The following is a 22,311-nucleotide window of genomic DNA, read 5'->3' as shown; positions in this document are numbered from 1 at the left end:
CGCTGTCGGACGGGCGGGTCAGGCGGATCGGACGGCACGGCGGCCGGGGACGGCGTCGAGCAGTTCCCGGGTGTAGTCGTGGGCGGGCGCGGCGAGCACCCGCGCGCAGGCGCCGGCCTCGACCAGTCGTCCGCGCCGCATCACGGCGACGTCGTCGGCGACCTGCCGGACCACCGCGAGGTCGTGCGAGATCAGCAGGTAGGTCAGGCCCAGTTCGCCCTGGAGCCGGACCAGCAGTTCGAGGATCCGGGCCTGGACGGAGACGTCGAGCGCGGAGACGGGTTCGTCCAGGACGAGCAGGTCCGGGCGGAGCACCAGGGCGCGGGCGATCGCGACGCGCTGCCGCTGGCCGCCGGAGAGCTCGCGCGGGCGCCGGTTCGCGACCGACGAGGGCAGCGCCACCTGCTCGACGGCCTCGGCGACCCGCCGGCGCCGCTCGTCGCGGTCGCCGATCCCGAAGGCGCGCAGCGGCTCCTCGACGATGTCCGCGACGCCGAACCGGGGATCCAGCGAGGCGTACGGGTTCTGGTGGACGGGCTGCATCCGGCGGCGCAGCAGGCGCCACGGCCGGCCGCGCAGGCCGGTGACGTCCTCGCCGTCGAAGCGCACCGTTCCGGCGGTGACCCCGGTGAGGCCGAGCACCATGCGGGCGGTCGTCGTCTTTCCCGAGCCGGACTCGCCGACCAGGGCGAGGGTGCGCCCGCGCGGCACGCTGAAGGAGACGCCGTCGACGGCGGCCAGGGTGTGCCGGCGGCCGTCGGCCAGCCGGGTCCGGTACTCCTTGCGCAGGTCCACCACCTCCACCAGCGGCGTGGGCGGCCGGTCGGCGGGTGGCGCGGCGTCGGCGGCGGAGGCGGGCCGCGCGAGCGGGTCGTCGCTCCCGGCCCGCCGCGGCGGACGGTCCCGGAGGGTGATCAGGCGGGCGGAGGCCAGGGAGGGCGCGGCGGCGAGCAGTTCGCGGGTGTAGGGGTCGCGCGGCGCGCGCAGCACCTGCGCGGTGGGGCCCTCCTCGACGACGCGGCCGTGCCGCATGACCACGACGCGCTGGGCGCGGTCGGCCGCCACGCCGAGGTCGTGGGTGATCAGCAGGACGGCGGTGCCGTGGCGCCCGGTGAGCGTGTCCAGCGCGTCCAGCACCACGCGCTGCACGGTGACGTCGAGCGCGCTGGTCGGTTCGTCGGCGATCACCAGGCGGGGACGGCAGGCCAGGGCGGCGGCGATCAGTACGCGCTGGCGCTGGCCGCCGGAGAGTTCGTGCGGGTGGCGCCGCGCGGCGACCTCCGGTTCGGGCAGCCCGGCCTCCCGGAGCAGGTCCACCGCGGTGGCCCGCGCGGTGCGCCGGTCGACGGCCCGGTGCAGCCGCAGCGCCTCGGCGACCTGGTCGCCCACGCGGCGCACCGGGTCCAGGGAGACCCCCGGGTCCTGCGGGACGAGGCCGATGCGGGCGCCGCGCACCCGCGTCATCCGGCGCTCGGGGAGTGCGACGAGGTCCTCTCCCTCGAAGAGCACGCGGCCGGCGCGCACCGCGCCGCCGGTGGGCAGCAGTCCGATCACGCTCTGCGCGACGGTGGTCTTGCCGGAGCCGGACTCGCCGACCAGGGCGACCACCTCGCCGGGGTCGACGCGCAGGTCGACGCCGCGCACCGCCTCGACCTCCCGGCCGGTGCCGACCCGGTAGGCGACGCGCAGGCCGTGGACCGACAGCAGGGGTCCCTCGTCGTGTCGTGGATCGGTCACCGCGGGTCCCTCCGGTTCTCCAGCGACCGTCCCAGGCGGTGCGCGGACAGCACGACGGCGATGATGACGAGGCCCGGCAGGGTGGTGTACCACCAGGCCGTGGCGAGGTAGTTGCGGCCCTCGGAGACGAGGGAGCCCCACTCGGGGGCGGGTGGGGCGGCGCCGTAGCCGAGGAAGCTGAGCGCGGAGACGGAGAGGAAGGCGCCGCCGAACTCCAGCGCGGCCAGGGCGAGGACCGGGCCGGCGGAGTTGGGGAGGACGTGCCGCCGCAGCACGGCCGGCCACCGGACGCCGGCGGCGACCGCGGCCTCCACGTAGGCGGAGGCGCGGACGGCGCGGACCTCGGCGCGCATCAGCCGGGCGAAGGCGGCCACGGAGGTCACGCCGACGGCGAGGGCGACGTTGGTGGTCCCGAAGCCGAGGGCGGTGACCACGGCGAGGGAGAGCAGCAGGCCGGGGATCGCGAGCAGGACGTCGACGGCCCGCATGAGGACGTCGTCCAGCGGGCCGCCGAGGTAGCCGGAGACCAGGCCGAGGAGCGAGCCGGCGACCAGGCCGACCAGCACGGCGATCACGGTGGCGGTCAGGGACAGGGCGGCGCCGTGCACCACGCGGGCGTGGATGTCGCGGCCGAGGTGGTCGGTGCCGAACCAGTGGTCGGGGCTCGGGGGCAGCAGGCGCTCGGCCGGGACGCCGACCAGCGGGTCGGTGGCGGTGAAGGCGCCGGGTGCCACGGCCCAGGCCAGGACGAGCGCGAGGACGAGCGCGGCCACCGGGCCGGCCGGCCGGCGGAGGGCGGACAGGGCCGCGGCGAGCGGTCCGGCCGCCGCCCGGGCCCGGCGGCGGGACGGCTCGGCGTGCCCGGGGTGGTCGGCGTGCTCCGGGTGCTCCGCTCCGCCCGGGTCGGTGACCGGGCCGTCGGGCTTGACGGGGGGTTCGGGCCGTGGTCCCCCGGGTGGCGGTGGCGCGGGGGGCGCCGCGGCGCCGGTCCGCTCTGCGGCGCGGGACGGCCGGGTGGTTGCCTCGGACATGCGGACTCCTTCAGCTCGCCCGCCGTGGGGTGGCCACGACGCGCGGGTCGATGAGCGGATGGACGAGGTCCACCGCGAGGTTGACGCAGGCGTGGACGGCGGCGGCGAAGACCACCACGCCGAGCACGACCGGGATGTCCTGCGCCCCGACGGCGGTCTGGGTGAGCCGGCCGACGCCGTTGCGGGAGAAGACGGTGTCCACGACGACCGAGTTGACGATCAGTTGGCCGACGGTGACGCCGGCGACGGTGAGCACCGGCGGGGCCGCGACCCGGACGGCGTGGCGCAGGTGGATGCGGGTGCGGCCGGCCCCTCGGGCGGCGGTGACCTGGACGAAGGGCTGCCGCCAGACCTCCTCCAGGCTGCGCGCCAGGATCTGGGCGACGGTGGCCGCGGTGGGCAGGGCCAGGGTGATGGCCGGGAGCAGCAGGGCGCGGGCGGTGCCGTCGCCCACCGCCGGGAACCAGGGCAGCCGGAAGGAGAACCACTGGAGCAGCAGCAGGCCGACCCAGAAGGTCGGCACGGAGACCCCCAGCGGGGGCAGCGCCAGCAGCAGCCCGCGCAGGGCGCGGGCCCGCGTCCAGGTGGCGAGAAGGGCGAGGCCGGCGCCGGCGACGACGGCGAGGCCGAGGGCCGCGCCGACCAGTTGGAGGGTGTCGGGCAGGGCCTGCCCGATGGCGTCGGCGACCGGCGCGCCGGTGGTGATGGAGGTGCCGAGGTCCCCGCGGAGCAGGCCGCCGAGCAGGGACAGGTACTGGCCGGCCATGGACTCCTGGAGTCCGTACTCGGCCCGGAGTCGGGCGACCTCCTCGGGGGAAACGGCGCTGCCCTCGCCGCCGGCGTTGAGCATGATGGCGACGGGGTCGCTGGGGAGCAGGTAGAGGATGGCGAAGGCGAGGGTGAAGGCGGCCCACAGGACCAGGACGGCTTGGAGCAGCCGGGCGACGAGGTAGCGGGCCATCCGACTCGGCCTCCTTCCGGGCGGTGGGTGTGCGGCGGTGGCGGTGGTGTGGGGTGGGGCGGCGCCGGAGGGCGTGCCGGCGCTCGGTGGACGCCGGCACGAGCCCTCGGCGCGCCGTGGAACCGTCCGGATGGCGGTCGCATGGACCACCATCCGGACGCCTCGGGTGGGCCAGGACCCGGCGGGATCCGGCCGGGCAGGCGTCCGCTAGTCGGCGGAGATCCAGGTGTCGTAGAACTGCAGCCGTGCCGAGGCCTCGAAGGCGAGGCCGTGCACGTGGGGGGCGACCCCGATGGCCTGGGAGAGCTCGAACAGCGGGATGGACCAGCCGTTCTCGATGATCAGTCGCTGCGCCTCGGCGACCAGTTCGGCGCGCTCGGCCTCGTCGGTGGCGGCGAGCTGCTGCTCCAGCACGGGGTCGAGCCGGTCGTCGGGCTCCCGGTGGTTGCGGTTGGTCAGGGTGCTGGAGAACTGCAGGCGCAGCACGTCGGGATCGGCGCGGGTGCTGTTGTAGTAGTAGGTGTCGTAGTCGCCGTTCGCGTCGATCTCGGCCGACTCGGCGGGCGTGACCAGCCGGAGCCGCAGGTCCACGCCGATGGCGCGCAGTTGCTGCTGGACCAGCTCCAGCGCGGCCTGGCTGCCGTTGAAGACGGCCGAGAAGACGACGTCCACCGCGAGCGGTTCGCCGTCCCTGACCCGGATGCCGTCGGGGCCGGGGATCCAGCCGGCCTCGTCCAGCAGCCGGCCGGCGGCGTCCGGATCGTAGGACAGCAGGTGGGACAGGTCGGTCCAGCCGGGGGTCTTGCCGCCCAGCACGCTGGTGGCGGGGTTGAAGTGCTCGCCGAGGACGGTGTCGACCACCTCCTGACGGTTGATGCCGACCTGGAGGGCCTGGCGCACCCGGGCGTCGCTGAGCGGCCCCCGGGAGACGTTGGTCTGCAGGTTGAAGACGACTCCCGGGTTGGCGGTGGTGAGCACGGACCCGCCGGCCGCCAGGATCTGCGGCTCGTCCTGCGGCAGCACGTCGCTGCTGGCGTCGATCTGCCCGGAGGCCAGCGAGCCGGCGCGGACCCCGGACTCCGGGATGATCCGGAAGTCGATGGCGTCCAGGTAGGCCTCGCCCTGGTGGCCGAAGGCCGCCGAGCCCCACGCGTAGCCCTCGCGGCGGGCGAGCACGACCTCCTGGTCCTGCACGTAGCGGTCGAAGACGAACGGGCCGGAGCCGATGACCTCGCCCTGGCAGCGCTCGGCGGCCGGGGTCCGCAGCGTCGCGTCGGCGACGATGCCCAGCGAGAAGGTGGAGCTGGCCTGGAGGAACTGTGCGTTGGGGCGGTCGAAGACGACCGTGGCGGTCAGCTCGTCCTCCACCCGGGTCTCCTGGTAGCCGGCCAGGTAGTTGCCGGCCAGCGGGGCGGCGGCGCCGAGCTCCCCGACGATGGTGTCGAAGTTGCGCTTGACCGACTCGGCGGTCAGCGGGGTGCCGTCGCTGAAGGTGACGCCGTCCCGGAGGTGGAAGGTGAACTCCCGGGCGTCCGCACTGACCTCCCAGGACTCCGCCAGCCAGGGGACGATCTCGCCGGTCTCCGGATCCTGGTCGGTGAGGGAGTCGACGACCTGGCGGGCGATGTACACGGCCATGTTCATGCTGGCCTGCTGCGGATCCGGGCAGACCGGCGCGATGGACAGCGCGTAGCGCAGCCGTCCTCCGGACACCGGCGGGCCGGCCGACGCCGCCTCACCCGGCGTCTGGCCGCCGGTGCTGGAGGTGCAGGCGGTCAGCAGGGCCACCAGGGCGAGGAGCGCGGCGGACAGGCGGCCGACCCGCCGTGGGGTCCTGCCGGTGGGTCGGCGTCGGATGGGGACAGTGGCTCTCAACGGGGCTCCTCGGGTGGGCGCCGGCGGGCCGCGTGGGCCCGGGGCGTCGTCACGGTGCGCCGGGACGCGTGGGCGGCGCCGGTGGTTCGCGGGCGTGGGTGGTGCGCCGGCCGCCCCCGTGGGGTCACGGCGTGGACGGCGTGACGGTCACGGCCCCGGCCCGACGGCGCGGCGTTGGGGGCGTCGGGGCGTCACGGCGACGGGACGTCCCGGCGACGGGGCGTCACGACAGCGGGCACGGCGTGCCGTGGCGCGGCGTGACGTGGCGTGACGTGGCGGGGCGTGGGCAGGGTCAGGGCGCGGCCGGCGCGGCCGACGGGCGCGCCGGGCCGGAACAGTGTCGCGGGCCGGTCACCCCGACCGCGGCGGGATGCCCGCCGTGGGCGGGGCTGCCGGGAGCGGCGGACGGGGACGGCCGGCCGGGGCGCGACGGTCACCCGCCGGTCGGCGGGGCGTCACCGGGGTGCGCCGCGGCGGGGCGGGGCCGCCGCTCGTCCCGTGGGCCTCAGCGGGCCGGACAGAGGCAGGCGCAGGTGCGGCAGAGGTCCACGTGGCGGCGCAGGGTGTGCCACGTGACGTGGAGCTCCTGTCCGTCCCGGGTGCGCGACTGTCGCACGGTGGCCTCCATGAATGCCGACGGGGCGCTCCGGTCACCGTCGTCCTCGGGCGAGGGACGGGCGGAGTGCCGCGGTCCGCGGCGTCCGTCGTCTGTCCGGATGCCGTCGGTTGACGTGATGTTAGGCAAGTGTCCGGCGCCGCTGTCAACCGAACGTGTCCACGTGGCGAGATGCCGTCCACCAGACGGTTGACCCTCCGACACGCGGGGTTATGCTTCCGGCAGGTCACGAGTGCCAGCGCCAAGCCCCGGCTCGCTGGCCGGCAACCCCCTCCGCGGCGGGGTGCCCCGGGTGAGGACCAGGCAGCGGTCCAATCGGCCGGCTGCAAGCGCTGACCCGGGTCCCCGGGTCCGGGACCGAGGAGCACCGATGGGCTTCGCCGACGGCCACAGTGGCTGTTGTCGCCCCGCCGGCACCACCCGGCGGGGTCACCGCTTCCTCCCCGTGACGATCACCGAGGGGTTCCACCCGTTCTCGCGTCGCCACATCGATCTTCGGCTCGTCGCCAGTTCCTGCTGTCGCCGCGCGTCCGGGTGACCCCGCCGGCCCGCTGACCCGCCCGCCTCTCCCCGGGCACGCCGGCCACGCCTCCGCGTCCCGGTCCGCCTCCGCGTGCGCGTGCGCCTCCGCGTCCGCGCGTCGGGCCGGCCCGAGCGCGCTCTCGCCCTGACCGGACGGCGCGGGCACCGGGCGCCTACCCGTCCGCCCGGCCCCGGTCCCGGCCACGGCCCCCCCGCCTCCGCACCGACACACCACCCGCCTCGGAGGGCACCATGAAGTTCGTCGTCTTCACGCTGATCAGCAACGCGCCGGACGCGGTGACCGGCCAGGAGTACAGCCAGAACCAGCGGCTGCTGGAGACGGTCGAGCAGGCCGTCCTGGCGGAGGAACTCGGCTACGACGCCTTCGGCGTGGGCGAGCGGCACGGAGCGCCGTTCCTGTCCTCCGCCCCGCCGGTCGTGCTCGCCCACATCGCCGCCCGCACCCGGCGGGTGCGGCTGCTCACCACGGTCACCGTGCTCAGCGTGCTCGACCCGGTGCGCGTCGCCGAGGACTACGCCACCCTGGACCACCTCTCCGGCGGCCGGCTGGAGCTGGTCATAGGGAAGGGCAACGACTCCCGGCACTTCCCGCTCTTCGGGCTGGAGGCCAGCCACCAGTGGGAGTACCTCGCGGAGAACTACGCCCTGCTGAAGCTGCTGTGGGAGAAGGAGGACGTCCACTGGCAGGGCAACTACCGGGCCCCGCTGCGCGGTGTCACCACCCAGCCGCGCCCCCTGCAACTGCCCGTCCGGGTCTGGCACGGCAGCGCGACCAGCACCCTGTCCACCGAGCTGGCCGCCTACCACGGCGACCCGCTGTTCTCCGCCAACGGCTTCCACCCGCTGGAGAAGTACGCGGCGCTGGTGCGCCACTACCGGGAGCGCTGGGAGGCGCACGGCCACGATCCGAAGGACGCGGTCGTGGCCGCCGGCTCCGGAGGCTGTTACGTGGCCCGCACCTCGCAGCAGGCCATCCGGGAGTACCGGCCGTACTTCGACGCCTTCCGCGCCACCGCGGCGGCCAAGGCCAACGCCTCCCCGTTCCACACCCTGGAGGAGGCCGTGGCGGACGGATCGGCGCTGGTCGGCAGCCCGGAGCAGGTCATCGACAAGGTCGGGCGGTGGTACGAGGCGTTCGGCCACGAACTGCTGGGGCTGGGCGTGGACGCCTTCCCGGCGAAGGTGCAGCGCGAGCAGCTGGAGACGTTCGCCGCCGAGGTGGCGCCGGCGCTGCGCACGCTGGCGCCGAGCCGGCTGTGGGAGCCGTCCGGCCGCGACCTGGTGCACGCCCACCCCGCCGCGCCGTCCGCGGAGGGCCGGCCCGCCGCCGAACTCGACGGGGCACCGGCCGCCTAGGCGTGGCGGCGGCCGGTGCCCCGGGTCGTTGGACCCGGGGGCCGGCCGCCCGTGTGCGGCGGATCACCCGTGTGCGGCGGATCAGTGGATCAGCGGTGCGCGGAGGGGGCGGGGGCGGGGCCGGTCGACTCGCGGACGACCGGGCGGTTGAGGGCGCCGCCTCCCCCGCCTCCCCTCACCTCGGATCGTGGCCGGCCTGGCGGGCCGGCTCACCACGCCAGGGAGGCCAGGTGCTTGGTGATGCGCTGGGGGTCCCACGCGCCGTCGGCGACGACCACGCGGTAGCGGTAGGCGAAGGACTGCTCGGGGGCGAGTTCGAACTCCTCGAAGAAGGCCCAGGAGAAGGCGACCGTGGGGATGGGCTCGGAGCGGACGAACCAGTGCGAGGGGTGGATGGCGCCCTCGCCGTTGTTCTCGGGGGCGTGGGCGAAGACGAGGGTGGAGTGGGCGTCGACGTCGTCGTGCTCGGCGGTGAAGGCGATCCAGGGAACCTCGGCGGCGGCGAGCCCCATGACGTCCCCGTCGGTGCCGGGTCCGTCACCGGTGAGGACGAGACCGCCGGTGAAGTCGCGCGGGCCGCGCCACTGCAGACCGGTGTAGCCGGCCATCTCACGGCCCGCGGTGGTCGGCGAGCCGAAGCGCAGCGGCTCGCCGCGGACGTTGGTGAGCCGGATCGACCAGTCCAGCGCCCAGGTACCGGCCTCGGCGTCGACCGAGTGGACGGTGATCCCGCGCTCCTCGCGCGCCCACTCCTGGCCGCCGTTGGCCACCCAGGTGAGGCCCTCGGCGAGCTGAAACCGGTCCTCGGTGGCGTCGAGGACCGGGAACCCGTCGTGGCGCATGCTGCCCACCCGCTCGGGGACGCGCTGGTAGCCCTGCTCGGGACCGAGATACGAGTTGCCGCCCCAGAAGTTCTGGCCGGACAGGTGACTGGCGGTCATCTGCAGGCCCTTGTGCCAGCGGTGGTCGTTGGGCCGGTAGCCGGTGACGAGGTTGCCCGCCAGGGTGCGCAGCGGGTGGACGTAGGGCTTGCGGGACTCGAAGGGATCCGGGTCGGGCCGGTAGACGTAGCTCATCAGCTCGACGCCGCCGCAGGCGACGGTGATCCGATCGCCGTGGCGGTGGTTGACCTCGATCGTCATCGGGCGGGGCTCCATTCCGGGTGGTTGCCGTGCATCGCTTCGTGGAACGGGTCACCGGGCACGATCTCCCCGGCGAGCACCGGGCGGCCGGTGAAGGCCGACTTGTACAGCGCCGCCGCGAACTCGATGGTGCGGCGCGCGTCCGGGCCGCTGCCCGGCGGCCTGACGCCCCGCGCGTAGGCGTCGAGCAGGACGCCGAGCTGCGCGGCGTGCGAGCTGGGCAGATCGGACGCCGGCGTGCGCCAGGCGGCGAGACGGCCGTCGTCGTCCAGGCCCGGGCGCGGGGTGTAGACCCAATCCTCGTTGCGGTGGCCGTACAGATGGGTCAGCTCCACCGTCGCCTCGGCGCAGTCAACCCGTATGCGACTGACCTCGTCCGGGGACAGCACGCTGTTGACGACGGTGGCCACCGCGCCCCCGGCGAACCGCACCACAGCCGCCGAGACGTCCTCGCTCTCCACGTCGTGCACCAACCGCCCCGCCATCGCCCGGATCTCCGACCAGTCACCGAGCAGGTGCAGCAGCAGGTCGTACTGGTGGATGCCGTGCCCCATCGTCGGACCGCCGCCCTCACTGGCCCACCGGCCGCGCCACGGCACCTCGTAGTAAGCGCTGTCGCGGTACCAGGTCGTCTGGCAGTGCGCCACCAACGGTGCGCCCAACTCGCCGCCCGCGATCAGCTCCCGGGCGTGGACCGCCCCCGACCCGTACCGGTGCTGCGCGACAGCGGCGGCGTAGGCACCCGAGGCCTCCTCCGCCGCGGAGATCGCGTCGAACTCCGCCAACGACAGGCACAACGGCTTCTCACACCACACCCACGCCCCCGCCTCCAACGCGGCCACGGTCTGCTCCCGGTGCAGCGACGGCGGCGTCCCGATGAGCACCAGGTCGGGACGGTCCTCCGCCAGCATGGCGCCGAGGCTGTCGTACCCCCGCACCCCCGCCATCCCGGCGGCGTCCGCCGCCTCCCGGAACGCGCGGAGCCGGCCGGAGTCGACGTCCACCGCCGCCACCAGCTCCGTCCGCTCGGCATGGGCCCGCAGCGCGGTCAGATGGTTGCCGGTGACGATGCCGCCCGTACCGACGACGGCGACGCGCACGCGGGACGAAGGAGAGGCCACAGAGGAGCTCCTCGCTCAGAGAGGGAAAGCGCTTGCTGTCCCGGGACTCTAGATCCAAGTGAACGATCACACAAGAGCCCCCGCACAACGGATCCAGACCGCTCCAGGCGCCGCGGCGGCGGCCCCCACCGGGCCGCTCCCCCGCCCCGGCAGGCACAAGAAGTCGGCGAGGGACTCGCCGCCGCTCACAGCCGGGCGAGCCCCGCCTCCGTTGGCGGGCTGGTCAACCGCGCTTCCCACGACGGGGTGCGGCGTTGGGGGGTGGGGACACGGCAAGACACCTCCAGTCCCGAGCTGGGCGCCGGGGCCTGTACGACCCACCCCCCATGGCCGCGAGTCCCTCACGATCTCCGTCCGGCCCATCACCCCGCACCGCACCCCCAGCCACTGACAACAACACGGTCGGCCTGAAGCACCCCTGCGCCCGTGGAACAGCTCGCGCCCGAACGCGTGACCGCACTACCGGCTCGTTCACCCGACCGAGTGATTACAGACTTACACCTGATCACTACTCTGCGTGTTGAGAGGTTGATATGGGTGCCCCGTCAGGACTCGGCGCCCGCCAATGCAAGGGGAGCCGCGCATGCGCCGCATTGCCACCACCGCCCTCGTTCTGGCCGCCACCGGAGCCCTGGCCCTGGGAACGTCGCCCCTGGCCTCCGCCGCGACCGGCACCCTCCACATCGCCCCCAACAGCTACACGAACCCCAGCGGCTGCTACAACGCGCAGATCTGGCCGCTGACCATCCGGAACAACACCAACGAGACCGCCACCGTCTATTCGAACCCGGACTGCCGGGGCCAGGTGCTCGGCACCGTCCCGCCGGGCGGGAGCGGCACCTTCGAGTTCGGCGCCAGCGTCTACATCCCCTGATCCGGCTCACGGGGCGCTCAGCCTTTCCTGCCTGTATCCCTTGGGCGCCATACTCCTCGGATTCCCGAGCCAGAGGGTGGCTCGGTGCCGCGTTCCCGCCCAGCCTGGCGCGCGGTTGTCACCAGGCCGGAGAAATCCCGTTGTCGCCGTGCCACATCCTCCGTTACCCCTGGAGACAAGGGGGGTTCGCGGATATCCACAGGGACAGGAAACCCCCTTGCGTCCGTGCCGCGCTCTGCGTTAGCCCTGGAAGCAAGGGGGCTCCTGGTTGTCCACAGGAGGGATACCCGTCTTGTCTACGGCCCGGTCATCTGCTCCGCGGCGCGTCGGTGGGCTTCGGTAGCTCCTCCCCGGCCCCCGGCAGCTCGCCGGGCTCCGGCAGTTCCCCAGTTCCCGGCAGCTCCCGGGGCTCCGCCGGCCCGCCCGCGCCTTCCGGCGGTTCCGGGAGCGGGGGTGCCAGGGCGGTGCTGGCGGCGGCCACCGCCGCCGGTTCGGGGGCGGGGGCCGGGCTGGGCGCGGGGGTGGTGCGCCGGAGTGCGGGGACCAGCCGGCGGGCCAGCGGCTCGGTGTAGCGCGCGGCCAGCGGGCCGACGATGACCAGGATCAGCACGTAGGCGGTGGCCAACGGCCCCAGCCCGGGTTCCACTCCCACCGCCAGACCGGCGATGACGATGGAGAACTCCCCGCGGGCGACCAGCGCTCCCCCGGCCCGCAACCGGCCGTTGGGGCCCACTCCGGCGCGGCCCGCGGCGTACCAGCCGGTGGCCACCTTGGTCAGCGCCGTCACCACCGCCAGGGCCAGGGCGGGGAGCAGCACCGGCGGGATGGTCGCCGGGTCCGTGGAGAGCCCGAAGAAGACGAAGAAGAACGCCGCGAACAGGTCGCGCAGCGGGCTGAGCAGGCTGTGGGCCCCCTCGGCGACCTCGCCGGACAGCGCGATGCCGACCAGGAAGGCGCCGACGGCGGCGGAGACCTGCAGCTGCTGGGCGAGGCCGGCGACGAGCAGGGTGAGTCCGAAGACGGCGAGCAGCAGCATCTCGGAGTTGTCGGTGGAGATCGCCCGGCTGATCAGCCGGCCGTGGCGCAGCGCCAGGTAGAGCACGGCGCCGACCGTGCCCAGCGATATCAGCAGGGTGACGCCGCCGCCGAGCAGCCCGACCCCGGCCATCAGGGTGGTGAGGATGGGCAGGTAGACGGCCATGGCCAGGTCCTCCAGCACCAGCACGCCGAGGACCACGGGGGTCTCCCGGTTGCCGAGGCGGCCGAGGTCGGTGAGGACCTTGGCGATGACGCCGGAGGACGAGATCCAGGTGACGCCGGCCAGCGCGGCGGCGGCCACCGGGCCCCAGCCCAGCAGCAGCGCGCAGAGGGCCCCGGGCAGGGCGTTGAGGAGGAAGTCGACGATCCCGGACGGGTACTGGGTGCGGAGGTTGTCCACCAGTTCGGGGGCGGTGTACTCCAGGCCGAGCATGAGCAGCAGCAGGATGACGCCGATTTCGGCGCCCACCGCGGTGAACTCCTCCGAGGTGCCGAGCGGCAGCAGTCCGCCCTCGCCGAAGCCCAGGCCGGCCAGCAGGTACAGGGGGATGGGTGAGAGGCCGAAGCGGCCGGCGATCCGTCCGAGGACGCCGAGGACGAGGATGACGGCGCCGAGTTCGATCAGCAGGGTGCTGGAGTGGGCGAGGTCCACCGTCGATCACCCGCCGGCGACTATGGCGGCGAAGGCGTCGACGCCCTCGCGGGTTCCCACGACGACGAGCGTGTCGCCGGTGGCGAACCGGAAGTCCGGGCCGGGTGAGGGGTGCACGGTGGTGCGGCGGAGCACGGCGACGACCGAGGCTCCGGTGCGGGTGCGGCAGCCGGTGTCGCCGAGGGTGCGGCCGACGTACGGGGACTTCGGGGAGATCACGATGTGCTCGGTGACCAGGTTGAGGCGGAAGTCCTCCAGCCCGGCGAGGGTCTCCGGGGCGAGCAGGCGGGCCAGCGACTCGGCGTCCTCGCCGCTGAGGGCGACGGTGCCGCGGCAGGTGTCGGGGTCGTCGGCGTCGTAGAGGCCGAGGAAGCGGCGTCCGTCCAGGTGGACGACGAGGGCGAGGCGGCGGCCCTCCTCGGTGGTCACGTCGTACTGCGTCCCGACGCCCGGCAAGGGAGTACGGCGGATGCGTGCGCTGCGTTCCATGAACTGCTCCTGCCGGTCGCGGGCCCCACGGTGCGGTGGCCGGTGGGACGGGCCTTGTTCGATCCTCGTCGATGATCTCAGATCGGATCCGGTCCGATCAGGCCCGCGCCGCAGGGTGCCGCGGGGCGCTCGCCGCCCCCGGCCCGGCCGTCGGCCGGGCGCTCGGGGGCGAGCGGTCCCCCGGTCCGCTCAGCTGAGCGGACCGGGGGACGGGGTCGGTTCGGGTTCCGGTTCCGGGGTCGGCATGGGATCCGGGGGCAGCGGGTCCGGCCGGCCCGGGGTCGGGGGGACCGGCGGGGCGGGCTCCGGCTCGGGTGGCGTCACCGGGTCGGGCGGGATCGGGGGCGGGGGCGCCGGAGGCGGCGGTATGGTCGCGCGCCCGACGTCCGTTCGCGGGTGGCTGCGGGCGGCGTGCATCGCGGGCTCCTTCTGTCTCGGCTGGTGTTCCCGCGCGGCGCGCGTTCCGCCGTCCGGTGTCCGACGCGGGACGGGTGCGCCGCCGGGGGCCAGGACGTTCGGGGGGAGCGCGCGTCCCGGCCTGTGGTCCACTGTTCGGCCCCTACCCGCTGCCCTGGCCTTCACGCTGGCCCAGCGGCGAACGAATCCATCAGAACAGGGAAGAACAGGATCAATGATGAAAACCAGACATCAGCCTTCAGATGCCGACCAACTCGGTCATCTATCCTCGGAGTCATGGGCTGGCTACGCGCGTTCCTCCGGACCGCCCGGGAGGGCCTGACCGTCCAGCGCCGCTGGGGGAACCCCGCGATCGCCGTCCGGGGAACCGTGGGTGCGGCGATCGCGCTGATCCTGCCCGGACTGCTGGGATGGGATCCGGTGGCGTCGTCGGCGGGCGTGGCCGGCGCGTTCGCCGCGGGCATGACGGCCTTCCACCCGAGCTTCCGCGCCCGCCCGGTGCTGGCCTCGGTGGCGGCCGTCGGCATGGCCGCGGCTACGCTCGCCGGGGCCCTGAGCGCGGACCACTGGTGGCTCCTGGTGCCGGTGACCGCGGTGTGGACGCTGGCCTGCGGCCTGGCCTGGGCGATGGGGCCGACGGCCGGGATCGTCGCCGCCTCCACGCTGACCGCGCTGCTGGCCCTGGGCACCCTGGAGCTGACCCTCGGCCAGCGGCTGCTCGCCGGGGCCGCGGCGCTCGGCGGCGGCGCGGTGCAGGCGCTGCTGATGGTGCTCTGGCCGATGCGGCACTGGGAGGCCCAGCGCACGGCGCTGGGCGCCGCGGTCGACTCCATGGCGCGCTACGCCGAGGACCTGCGCACCGATCCGGTGGCCCCGCTGGACCCGCTGCCGCTGATGGAGGCACGGGCGGCCTCCGAGGTCACCAGCTGGCAGGCCCGCTACCGGCCGCCGGAGCTGCACGGCGTGCGCGGCACGGTGGAGCGCATCCGGCCGGTGCTGGCGGCGTTGGCCGATCCTCGGGTGGGCGCGGGTCGGCGGCGCCAGGTGGACGAGCTGCTGGCGGCGTCCGCGGAGGTGCTGGCGGCGGTCGCCGGGGCGGTGCGCGCCGGCGGGGCGGTGCGGGTGCCGTCGTCGGCGCGTGAGGTGCTGGCCCGCTACACCGCCGGCGGGCGCGACCCGGCCGGCGGGAGCGCCCCGGGGGTGGTGGAGGGCGTGGCCGCGCGGGCCGCCACCCGGCTGGTGGCGCTGCTCGGCGAGCTGGAGGACATCGTGACGGTGGGGCGGGCCGGCACCGGGCTGCACCGCCCCGGTGTGCTGTCGACGGTGCCGGAGGCGTGGCGGACCGCCCGTGAGCACGCGGCGTCCTCCTCGCCGGTGTGGCGGCACGCGGTGCGGGTGACCGCGGTGGTGGTGGCGCTGCTGGTGGCGGCGCTGGCCCTGCCGTGGCCGCACGGGGTGTGGATGCCGCTGACGGCCGCGCTGGTGATGCGGCCGAACTTCGTGCAGACGTGGGGGCGCGGGGTGGCCCGGGTGGTGGGGACGGTGGTCGGGGCGGGGGTCGGCTCGGCCATCCTGGCCTGGTCGGATCCGGGGCGGTGGGCCACGACGGGCTGGGTGGCGGGGTTCGCGGCGCTGTCGTTCGTGGCCGTGCGGGCCGGGTACGTGGTGCTGTCGGCGACGGTCACGGTCTACGTCGTGCTGCTGCTGCACCTGTCCGGCGCGGGGGCGGGGGCCGGCCTGGACCGGGTGTCGGCGACGGTGCTGGGCGGGGCGGTGGCGCTGTGGGCGTCGGCGGCGCTGTTCCCGGTGTGGGACACCGCGCGGTTGGCGGACCGCCTGGCGGAGTGGGCACGGGCTTCGGGACGGTACGCCGCCGCCGTGATCGAGGCGTTCGAGCCGCTGCCGGACGAGTCCGGCGGGGCGGCCGGCGGGCACCGGGCGACGGCCGCGGCGGGTGCGGCGGGTGCGCGGCCGGCCGCCGGCGCCACCGCAGCCGGCGCCACTGGAGCCACGGCGGCCACGACCGCCACGGCCGCCACGGCCCCTGGAGTGACGGCCGCCGCGGCGGCGAGCCGGGACGGCACCGGCGGCGCGGGCCCCGCCCGGGTGGCGGAGCACGCCGGGGTGACCGACCGGCCCGGCACACCCCGGCCCTCGGCCGCACGGGCGGCGGGCGCCTCGGCCGCACGGGCGGCGGGCGCCGCGGCGGCCCGGGCGGCGGCGGCCGGTGGGCGCGGGCGCGGCTGGGTCGGGCCGCGGGTGGGCGCCCGACCGGTGCGCGAGGCCCTGCTGGAGGAGCGGCGGGCCCGCGCCACGGCCGAGGCGATCGCCGAGCGGGCCGTGCTGGAGCCGGTGTGGGACAGCCGGGGCGTGCCGACCGAGGCGGTCACCGAGGTGCGGGAGGGCCTGGTGAACCTGGGCCGGATGGCCACCGTCCTGGAGGCGCACCTGCCGCGGGCGGGGAGCCCGGCCGGCCGGGTTCCGGGGTCGGCCGCCTTCGCCGCGCGGCTGCGCGAGCGGATGGAGGGGATCGCCGAGGCCCTCCGCGGGGGCGCGCAGGTGGCCGACGCGGGTCTGCGCGAGCCCTGGGAGCGCTGGCGGGACGTGGTCCTGGCCAGTGACGAGGCGGCGGTCCGGGCCGCCGGCACGGCGGGCACGGCGGGCACGGCGGGCGTGGACGCCGCCACCCGCTGGGTGGTGGTGCAGGGCGCCGGGCTGATGGTGGACGGCGTCGAGGACATCGTGGAGGGCATGTGGGAGAGTTGACGCGGCTCCCCGCGCGCGGCGCTCCGGCCCCGGTGGGCCGGGCCCCGGGGTGCCGCCGGAGGCGGGCGTCCGGCCCCGCGGGGGCCTGTTGTGATCGGCGGACTCGGCGGAGTCGGTAGGGTGGCGGGCGGGAAGCCGTCGACGCGACCGGCGACCGCCGCCGCACCACCCGCCAGGCGCCACCGCGCCGGCCCCGGGCGGCGGTGGCGGCCCCGGTCGGCCACCAGGAGGGTGCGAGAGACATGCCAGGCAGCTCCGTCCCGGGGCCCGATGCCCCGTCACAGCACAGCGGGGAGTCGCTGCCTCCGCGCGCGAAGTTCGCCGTGACCGCGGGTCGGGTGGCCGCCGCGGTCTCCCGGCGGGCCGGGCGCGGCAGCGGCTCGGTGATCGGCGGACGCGTGGCCCTGCGCCTGGACCCCGACCTGCTGGCCAAGCTCGCCCGGCACCTGGACGTGGTGCTGGTCTCGGCGACCAACGGCAAGACCACCACCACGCGGCTGATCGCCGAGGCCCTGCGGGCCAACGGCCAGGTGGTCTCCAACGCGCTCGGCGCCAACATGCCGGCCGGCATCACCTCGGCCCTGGCCGGGCGCGGCTCCGCCCGCTACGGCGTGATCGAGGTGGACGAGAAGTACCTGGCCAGCGTCGCCCGGGACGTCGCGCCGAAGGCCATCGCGCTGCTGAACCTCTCCCGCGACCAGCTCGACCGCGCGGCCGAGACCCGCATGCTGGCCGAGCGGTGGCGCGAGGGGCTGGCCGGGATCGAGGCCACCGTCATCGCCAACGCGGACGACCCGCTGGTCGCCTGGGCGGCCTCCTCCTCCCGGGACGTGGTGTGGGTGGCGGCCGGGCAGGCGTGGAAGGACGACGCCTGGTCCTGCCCGAGCTGCGGCGGTGTGATGCACCGCCCCGGTGACGACTGGTACTGCGCCGAGTGCCACTTCCGCCGCCCCCGTCCCGCGTGGGCGCTGCACGGCGACCACGTGATCGACCCGGCGGGCTCCGCGTGGCCGATGTCGCTGCGGCTGCCCGGGCGGGCGAACAAGGCCAACGCGGCGACCTCCGCGGCCGTGGCCGCGGTCTTCGGGGTGCACCCCAAGGTCGCGCTGGACCGGATGTCGACGGTGGCCGCGGTGGCCGGCCGGTACGACGTCGTGGAGTACGCCGGGCGCCAGCTGCGGCTGCTGCTGGCGAAGAACCCGGCCGGCTGGCTGGAGACGTTCACGCTGATCGACGGGCCGCCCGCGCCGGTGATCCTGTCGGTCAACGCGCTGTCCGCGGACGGCACCGACACCTCCTGGCTCTGGGACGTGGACTACGGCCGGCTGGCCGGGCACCCGATCGTGGTGACCGGGCAGCGCCGGCTGGACCTTGCCGTCCGGCTGGACGTGGCGGGGCTGCGGTTCACGGTCGCCGAGAACCTGGCGCAGGCGGTGGCCGCCTGCCCGCCGGGGCGGATCGAGGCCATCGCGAACTACACGGCCTTCCAGCAGTTCCGCCGGGACGTGCGGGGCTGAGGCGGCCGCACTGCGGGCGACGACGACGGATGATGCGGAGCGGGAGTTGAGCGAGAGCAGTCTGCGCCTGGTGTGGGTCTACCCGGACCTGCTGAGCACCTACGGTGACCAGGGCAACGTGCTGGTGGTGGAGCGGCGGGCGCGGCAGCGCCGGCTGAACGTGGAGCGCTACGACGTGCGCTCGGACCAGCCGGTGCCCACCAGCGGCGACATCTACCTGATCGGCGGTGGCGAGGACCGCCCGCAGCGGCTGGCCGCCGAGCGGATCCTGCGCGACCCGGGGCTGGTGCGGGCGGTGGACAACGGCGCGATCGTGTTCGGCGTCTGCGCCGGCTACCAGATCCTCGGCCGGGAGTTCATCGACGACCTCGGCCGGCGGCAGCCGGGCCTCGGCATCCTGGACGTGCAGGCGGTGCGCGGCGAGGGCGAGCGGTGCGTGGGCGAGATCCTGGCCGACGTCGACCCGCAGCTGGGCCTGCCGCCGATCACCGGCTTCGAGAACCACCAGGGGGTGACCCACCTGGGGCCGGGCGTGCGCCCGTTCGGGCACGTGCGGGTGGGCCGCGGCAACGGCAGCGGCGACGGCTCCGAGGGCGCCTGGGCGGGAACCGTGTTCGGCACGTACCTGCACGGGCCGATCATGGCGCGGAACCCGGCCGTGGCCGACCTGCTGATCAAGCTGGCGCTGGACGTCGGCGCGCTGCCGCCGGCCGACAACACCTGGTTCGACCAGCTGCGCGCCGAGCGGATCAACGCCGTGACCTCCACCGGCGCGTAGCGGCGAACGACGGCGGCCCCGTCCGAGCCGTTCCCCGGGTGTGATGCCGGGGCGGCGCGGACGGGGCCGTCGCGCGTGAGGCCGTGGGCTCAGCCGCGGATGACCTCGACGAGCGACCAGACGGCGAGCGCCGCCATCACCAGCGCCCCGACCCGCTGCACGGCGGCCAGGGAGACCCGCCGGGCGAGCGCCTGCCCGGCGGTCAGCGCCAGGGCGCTGACGCTCATCAGGGCCGCCGCCGCGCCCACCGCGACCGGCAGCAGGCCCTGGGTGGCGGCCAGGTTGGCGGTGGCCAGCTGGGTGATGTCGCCCCACTCCCCGACGAACACCACGGTGAAGGCGGTGCCGACGGTGGCCCACCGGCCGCGCGCCACCCGGCCGCCCGGGGCGCCGTCGTCGTCGTCCTCGTCGCCGTGGCCGCGCAGCATCCACCAGGCGCCGAGCCCGAAGAGCAGTGCGGCCACCGTGTGCACCAGGCGGTCCGGCAGCAGGGCGAACACGCCGCCGGCGGCGACCGCTATCGCAACGTGCACGCAGAACGCCGCCGCCGTGCCGCACCACACCCAGATGGGACGCATCCGGGTACCCATCGCCAGCGAGGCGAACATCGACTTGTCCGGGAGTTCCGCGAGGAAGATCACCACGAAGGTCGTGGCCACCACCGTCAGGTCCATCGGCAGGTACTCCGCCTTCCCTCTCACCAGGCGGTGACCGGGCCGTGCGGACCTGCCCGACGCGGGAAGGGGGCCACTCGACCCGGCACCGCGTCGTCTCGACGAGTGCGCGCCCAGGCGGACACGCACCGGTACCGGATCGAAGGTCTCGTCCACCCGGCGCGCCCCACGGGGCGGGCCTCGGGCCCGACGGCCGGGCTCCGGCGGCCACGCGGGGCGTGGACGGCGGCGCCAGTGTGTCGACCGGTCGGCGGTTGCAGGGACTACTCCCCTTCGCTTGCTCCATAGTACGGGGTGGTCGAACATGGCCGGGAACGGCCCCCGGCGGGCCTTGCCGGCCGGGCCTCCCGGCCGTCCGAGCCGTGGGCACGCGCCACCGCCGGGCGATCACCGCGAGATAGGGTGGCGGTCCGACGACATCGCCCGCGGCGGCACCGCACGACGCCGCGGGACCGGTCCGCCTGGAGGAGTTGCTAGCGATGCGAATTGGTGTGCTGACCAGCGGCGGAGACTGTCCGGGTCTCAACGCCGTGATCCGGTCCGTGGTGCACCACGGCGTGGTGGACCACGGCGACGAGATCGTGGGCTTCCTCGACGGCTGGAAGGGCATGATCGACGGCGTGTACCGGCCGCTCGGGCTGGACGACGTCTCGGGCCTGCTGACCCGGGGTGGCACCATCCTGGGTTCGGCGCGGGAGGAGCGCGACAAGGTGCGCGCGGCCGTTCCCGAGATGGCCCAGAAGCTGCTGGACTGGGGCATCGACGCGGTGATCCCGATCGGCGGCGAGGGCACGCTGACCGCCGCCCGGATGTTCCACGAGGCCGGCGTGCCGGTGGTGGGCGTCCCGAAGACGATCGACAACGACATCGCCTCCACCGACGTCACCTTCGGCTTCGACACCGCCGTGGGCGTGGCCGCGGAGGCGCTGGACCGGCTCACCACCACCGCGGAGTCGCACCAGCGGATCGTCATCGTCGAGGTGATGGGCCGGCACACCGGCTGGATCGCGCTGCACTCCGGCATGGCCTCGGGCGCGCACGCCATCCTGCTGCCGGAGCGCCCGTTCCGGATGGCCGAGCTGTGCGAGCGCATCCAGGCCCGGTTCGACCGGGGGAAGAAGTTCGCGCTGGTCGTGGTCGCCGAGGGGGCGGCGCCGGTCGAGGGCGACATGACCTTCGACACCGGCGCCACCGACATCTACGGCCACCAGCGGTTCGCCGGGGCTGCCCGGCAGCTGGCCGGCGAGCTGGAGCGGCGCATCGGGATCGAGGCGCGGGCGGTGATCCTCGGCCACGTGCAGCGCGGCGGCGTGCCGACCGCCTACGACCGGGTGCTGGCCACCCGGTTCGGCTGGCACGCGGTGGAGGCGGTGCACGCCGGCCGCTTCGGGCACATGACGGCGCTGCGCGGCACCGACATCACGCTGGTCCCGCTGGCGGAGGCGGTCACCGAGCTGAAGACCGTGCCGGCCAACCGCATCGGCGAGGCCGAGGCCGTCCTGTAGGCCGTGCTCCGGCCTGCCCCGGCCGACCACGGTCGGACGGTGGCCCGGCGGCGGGGGCGCGACCCCGCCGCCGGGCGCGGTGACGCGACGCCCTAGTCTTGGGGCTGCCGGTACAGGACGAATCGGGCGTCGGGCGGAGGCGGGCAACCGCGCCCGCGGGCGCCGCGCGGGAAGGACACCTCCACCATGGTCGACGCGGTGGCCGCGACGCTGCTGGCAGCTGGGGACCACGGCGGGCACGGCGGGCACCAGTCCGCCGACCTGCCCCCCTGGACGCTGGAGCGCCTGCTGGCCTGGTCACCGGACGCCTTCTTCCTGGTGCTGTGCGGCGCCCTGCTCGCCGTGTACCTCGCCGCCGTGCTGCGGCTGCGCCGCCGGGGGGACCGCTGGCCGGTGGGCCGCACCATCAGCTGGACGGTGGGCCAGCTGCTCGTGGTGTTCACCATGAACACCGGGATGAACGACTACGGCATGGTGATGTTCAGCGTGCACATGGTGCAGCACATGGTGCTGTCCATGATCGCGCCGATCTTCCTGGTGCTGGGCGCCCCGACGACGCTGGCGCTGCGCGCGCTGCGGCCGGCCCCGCGGGGCAGGCGCGGCCCCCGGGAGGTGCTGCTCGCGGTGCTGCACTCGCGCTACGCGGCGGTGCTGACCGCGGCGCCGGTGACCATCGCGTTCTTCATCCTGAACCTGTACGGCCTCTACCTGACGCCGGTGTTCGACTGGATGATGGCCTCCTACTGGGGGCACGTGCTGATGATGGCGCACTTCGTCGCCGTGGGGTACGTGTTCTTCTGGCCGATCATCGGGATCGACCCGGGTCCGCGCCGCTCCGGCTACCTGATGCGGATGCTGGAGCTGTTCATGGGCATGCCGTTCCACGCGTTCTTCGGCATCGCGGTGATGATGGGCTCCACGCTGATCGTGGACAGCTTCGCGTCCCCGCCGGCGTCGCTCGGCATCGACCCGCTGGCCGACCAGACCGCCGGCGGCGGCATCGCCTGGGCGTTCTCCGAGGTGCCGTCGGTGATCGTGCTGCTCGCCCTGCTGGTCCAGTGGCGTCGCGCGGAGGACCGCCAGGCCAGGCGGAAGGACCGTGCCGCGGACCGTGACGGCGACGCCGAGCTGGCCGCCTACAACGCCTACCTGGCCTCGCTGGCCGCCCGGGACCAGGCCGTGAGCCGCTGAGCGCCCGCGGCGCGGCGACCGCTGAGGG

At 75.2% G+C, this 22,311-nt stretch carries 16 protein-coding genes and 1 riboswitch; of the genes, 7 read left to right on the top strand and 9 right to left on the bottom strand.

Features of this window, described 5'->3' with window-relative positions:
• Positions 1-18: 18 nt before the first annotated feature.
• From FHU37_RS06445 to FHU37_RS06430, 4 genes are all read right to left on the bottom strand, one after another.
• Entirely contained in the window at positions 19-1,737 is a 1,719-nt protein-coding gene (locus tag FHU37_RS06445) for a dipeptide ABC transporter ATP-binding protein (protein ID WP_179813243.1), read from the bottom strand.
• The gene (locus FHU37_RS06440) at positions 1,734-2,768 is read right to left on the bottom strand and encodes an ABC transporter permease (RefSeq protein WP_179813242.1); all 1,035 of its coding nucleotides are present in this window, start codon (positions 2,766-2,768) and stop codon (positions 1,734-1,736) included. Before FHU37_RS06440 ends, FHU37_RS06445 begins: the two co-directional genes overlap by 4 nt.
• 10 nt (positions 2,769-2,778) lie before the next feature.
• The gene (locus FHU37_RS06435) at positions 2,779-3,729 is read right to left on the bottom strand and encodes an ABC transporter permease (protein ID WP_179813241.1); all 951 of its coding nucleotides are present in this window, start codon (positions 3,727-3,729) and stop codon (positions 2,779-2,781) included.
• A gap of 207 nt (positions 3,730-3,936) precedes the next feature.
• A complete protein-coding gene (locus FHU37_RS06430) occupies positions 3,937-5,604 on the bottom strand; it encodes an ABC transporter substrate-binding protein (RefSeq protein WP_246449625.1) in 1,668 nt (555 codons plus the stop codon).
• Between the two features lie 840 nt (positions 5,605-6,444).
• Positions 6,445-6,558, top strand: a riboswitch (SAM riboswitch).
• A 436-nt stretch (positions 6,559-6,994) separates the two neighbouring features.
• On the opposite strand from FHU37_RS06430, the gene FHU37_RS06425 reads away from it, so the two are divergent.
• Positions 6,995-8,119, top strand: a complete 1,125-nt coding sequence (locus FHU37_RS06425; RefSeq protein ID WP_179813240.1) for an LLM class flavin-dependent oxidoreductase — start codon at positions 6,995-6,997, stop codon at positions 8,117-8,119.
• Between the two features lie 209 nt (positions 8,120-8,328).
• On the opposite strand, the gene FHU37_RS06420 is transcribed toward FHU37_RS06425, so the two are convergent.
• Together FHU37_RS06420 and FHU37_RS06415 are read right to left on the bottom strand one after the other, a co-directional pair.
• A complete protein-coding gene (locus FHU37_RS06420) occupies positions 8,329-9,261 on the bottom strand; it encodes a DUF6807 domain-containing protein (RefSeq protein ID WP_179813239.1) in 933 nt (310 codons plus the stop codon).
• Complete coding sequence (locus FHU37_RS06415; RefSeq protein WP_179813238.1) at positions 9,258-10,382, bottom strand: Gfo/Idh/MocA family protein; 1,125 nt, start codon at positions 10,380-10,382, stop codon at positions 9,258-9,260. The genes FHU37_RS06420 and FHU37_RS06415 overlap by 4 nt, the downstream gene beginning before the upstream one ends.
• 583 nt (positions 10,383-10,965) lie before the next feature.
• On the opposite strand from FHU37_RS06415, the gene FHU37_RS06410 reads away from it, so the two are divergent.
• Positions 10,966-11,256, top strand: a complete 291-nt coding sequence (locus tag FHU37_RS06410; RefSeq protein ID WP_179813237.1) for a hypothetical protein — start codon at positions 10,966-10,968, stop codon at positions 11,254-11,256.
• A 307-nt stretch (positions 11,257-11,563) separates the two neighbouring features.
• Here FHU37_RS06410 and FHU37_RS06405 read toward each other — a convergent pair whose 3' ends face one another.
• Both FHU37_RS06405 and FHU37_RS06400 read right to left on the bottom strand, forming a co-directional pair.
• A complete protein-coding gene (locus FHU37_RS06405) occupies positions 11,564-12,946 on the bottom strand; it encodes a cation:proton antiporter (RefSeq protein ID WP_179813236.1) in 1,383 nt (460 codons plus the stop codon).
• Positions 12,947-12,952: 6 nt separating this feature from the next.
• Positions 12,953-13,435 carry a cation:proton antiporter regulatory subunit gene (locus tag FHU37_RS06400; RefSeq protein ID WP_179813235.1) on the bottom strand — a complete coding sequence of 161 codons (483 nt, stop codon included), beginning with the start codon at positions 13,433-13,435 and terminating at the stop codon, positions 12,953-12,955.
• Between the two features lie 693 nt (positions 13,436-14,128).
• Between FHU37_RS06400 and FHU37_RS06395 the strand changes: the two genes are divergently transcribed.
• From FHU37_RS06395 to FHU37_RS06385, 3 genes are all read left to right on the top strand, one after another.
• The gene (locus tag FHU37_RS06395) at positions 14,129-16,618 is read left to right on the top strand and encodes an FUSC family protein (protein WP_179813234.1); all 2,490 of its coding nucleotides are present in this window, start codon (positions 14,129-14,131) and stop codon (positions 16,616-16,618) included.
• A gap of 242 nt (positions 16,619-16,860) precedes the next feature.
• Positions 16,861-18,135, top strand: coding sequence for a MurT ligase domain-containing protein (locus tag FHU37_RS06390; protein ID WP_179813233.1), 1,275 nt, complete (start codon positions 16,861-16,863; stop codon positions 18,133-18,135).
• Between the two features lie 46 nt (positions 18,136-18,181).
• Positions 18,182-18,913 carry a type 1 glutamine amidotransferase gene (locus FHU37_RS06385; RefSeq protein ID WP_179813232.1) on the top strand — a complete coding sequence of 244 codons (732 nt, stop codon included), beginning with the start codon at positions 18,182-18,184 and terminating at the stop codon, positions 18,911-18,913.
• Positions 18,914-19,002: 89 nt separating this feature from the next.
• Here FHU37_RS06385 and FHU37_RS06380 read toward each other — a convergent pair whose 3' ends face one another.
• Positions 19,003-19,593 (bottom strand): TMEM165/GDT1 family protein, encoded by a 591-nt coding sequence (locus FHU37_RS06380; protein WP_376774014.1) that lies wholly within the window; start codon positions 19,591-19,593, stop codon positions 19,003-19,005.
• 473 nt (positions 19,594-20,066) lie between these two features.
• Between FHU37_RS06380 and FHU37_RS06375 the strand changes: the two genes are divergently transcribed.
• Together FHU37_RS06375 and FHU37_RS06370 are read left to right on the top strand one after the other, a co-directional pair.
• Positions 20,067-21,092: an ATP-dependent 6-phosphofructokinase gene (locus FHU37_RS06375; protein ID WP_179813230.1), complete on the top strand. Its 1,026-nt coding sequence runs from the start codon at positions 20,067-20,069 to the stop codon at positions 21,090-21,092.
• A 186-nt stretch (positions 21,093-21,278) separates the two neighbouring features.
• A complete protein-coding gene (locus FHU37_RS06370; protein ID WP_179813229.1) occupies positions 21,279-22,283 on the top strand; it encodes a cytochrome c oxidase assembly protein in 1,005 nt (334 codons plus the stop codon).
• The last annotated feature ends 28 nt before the right edge of the window (positions 22,284-22,311 follow it).

Origin of the sequence: Allostreptomyces psammosilenae (assembly GCF_013407765.1) — a bacterium.
Classification (GTDB): Bacteria; Actinomycetota; Actinomycetes; order Streptomycetales; family Streptomycetaceae; genus Allostreptomyces; species Allostreptomyces psammosilenae.
The sequence above is the reverse complement of the archived record's forward strand: the minus strand, read 5'-3'. Positions and strand labels throughout refer to the sequence as shown.

Coding starts and splice junctions, on each gene's coding strand:
- FHU37_RS06390 (WP_179813233.1), top strand. CDS start 16,861: ATGCCAGGCAGCTCCGTCCCGGGGCCCGATGCCCCGTCACAGCACAGC.
- FHU37_RS06400 (WP_179813235.1), bottom strand. CDS start 13,435: ATGGAACGCAGCGCACGCATCCGCCGTACTCCCTTGCCGGGCGTCGGG.
- FHU37_RS06435 (WP_179813241.1), bottom strand. CDS start 3,729: ATGGCCCGCTACCTCGTCGCCCGGCTGCTCCAAGCCGTCCTGGTCCTG.
- FHU37_RS06425 (WP_179813240.1), top strand. CDS start 6,995: ATGAAGTTCGTCGTCTTCACGCTGATCAGCAACGCGCCGGACGCGGTG.
- FHU37_RS06375 (WP_179813230.1), top strand. CDS start 20,067: ATGCGAATTGGTGTGCTGACCAGCGGCGGAGACTGTCCGGGTCTCAAC.
- FHU37_RS06440 (WP_179813242.1), bottom strand. CDS start 2,768: ATGTCCGAGGCAACCACCCGGCCGTCCCGCGCCGCAGAGCGGACCGGC.
- FHU37_RS06410 (WP_179813237.1), top strand. CDS start 10,966: ATGCGCCGCATTGCCACCACCGCCCTCGTTCTGGCCGCCACCGGAGCC.
- FHU37_RS06420 (WP_179813239.1), bottom strand. CDS start 9,261: ATGACGATCGAGGTCAACCACCGCCACGGCGATCGGATCACCGTCGCC.
- FHU37_RS06395 (WP_179813234.1), top strand. CDS start 14,129: ATGGGCTGGCTACGCGCGTTCCTCCGGACCGCCCGGGAGGGCCTGACC.
- FHU37_RS06370 (WP_179813229.1), top strand. CDS start 21,279: ATGGTCGACGCGGTGGCCGCGACGCTGCTGGCAGCTGGGGACCACGGC.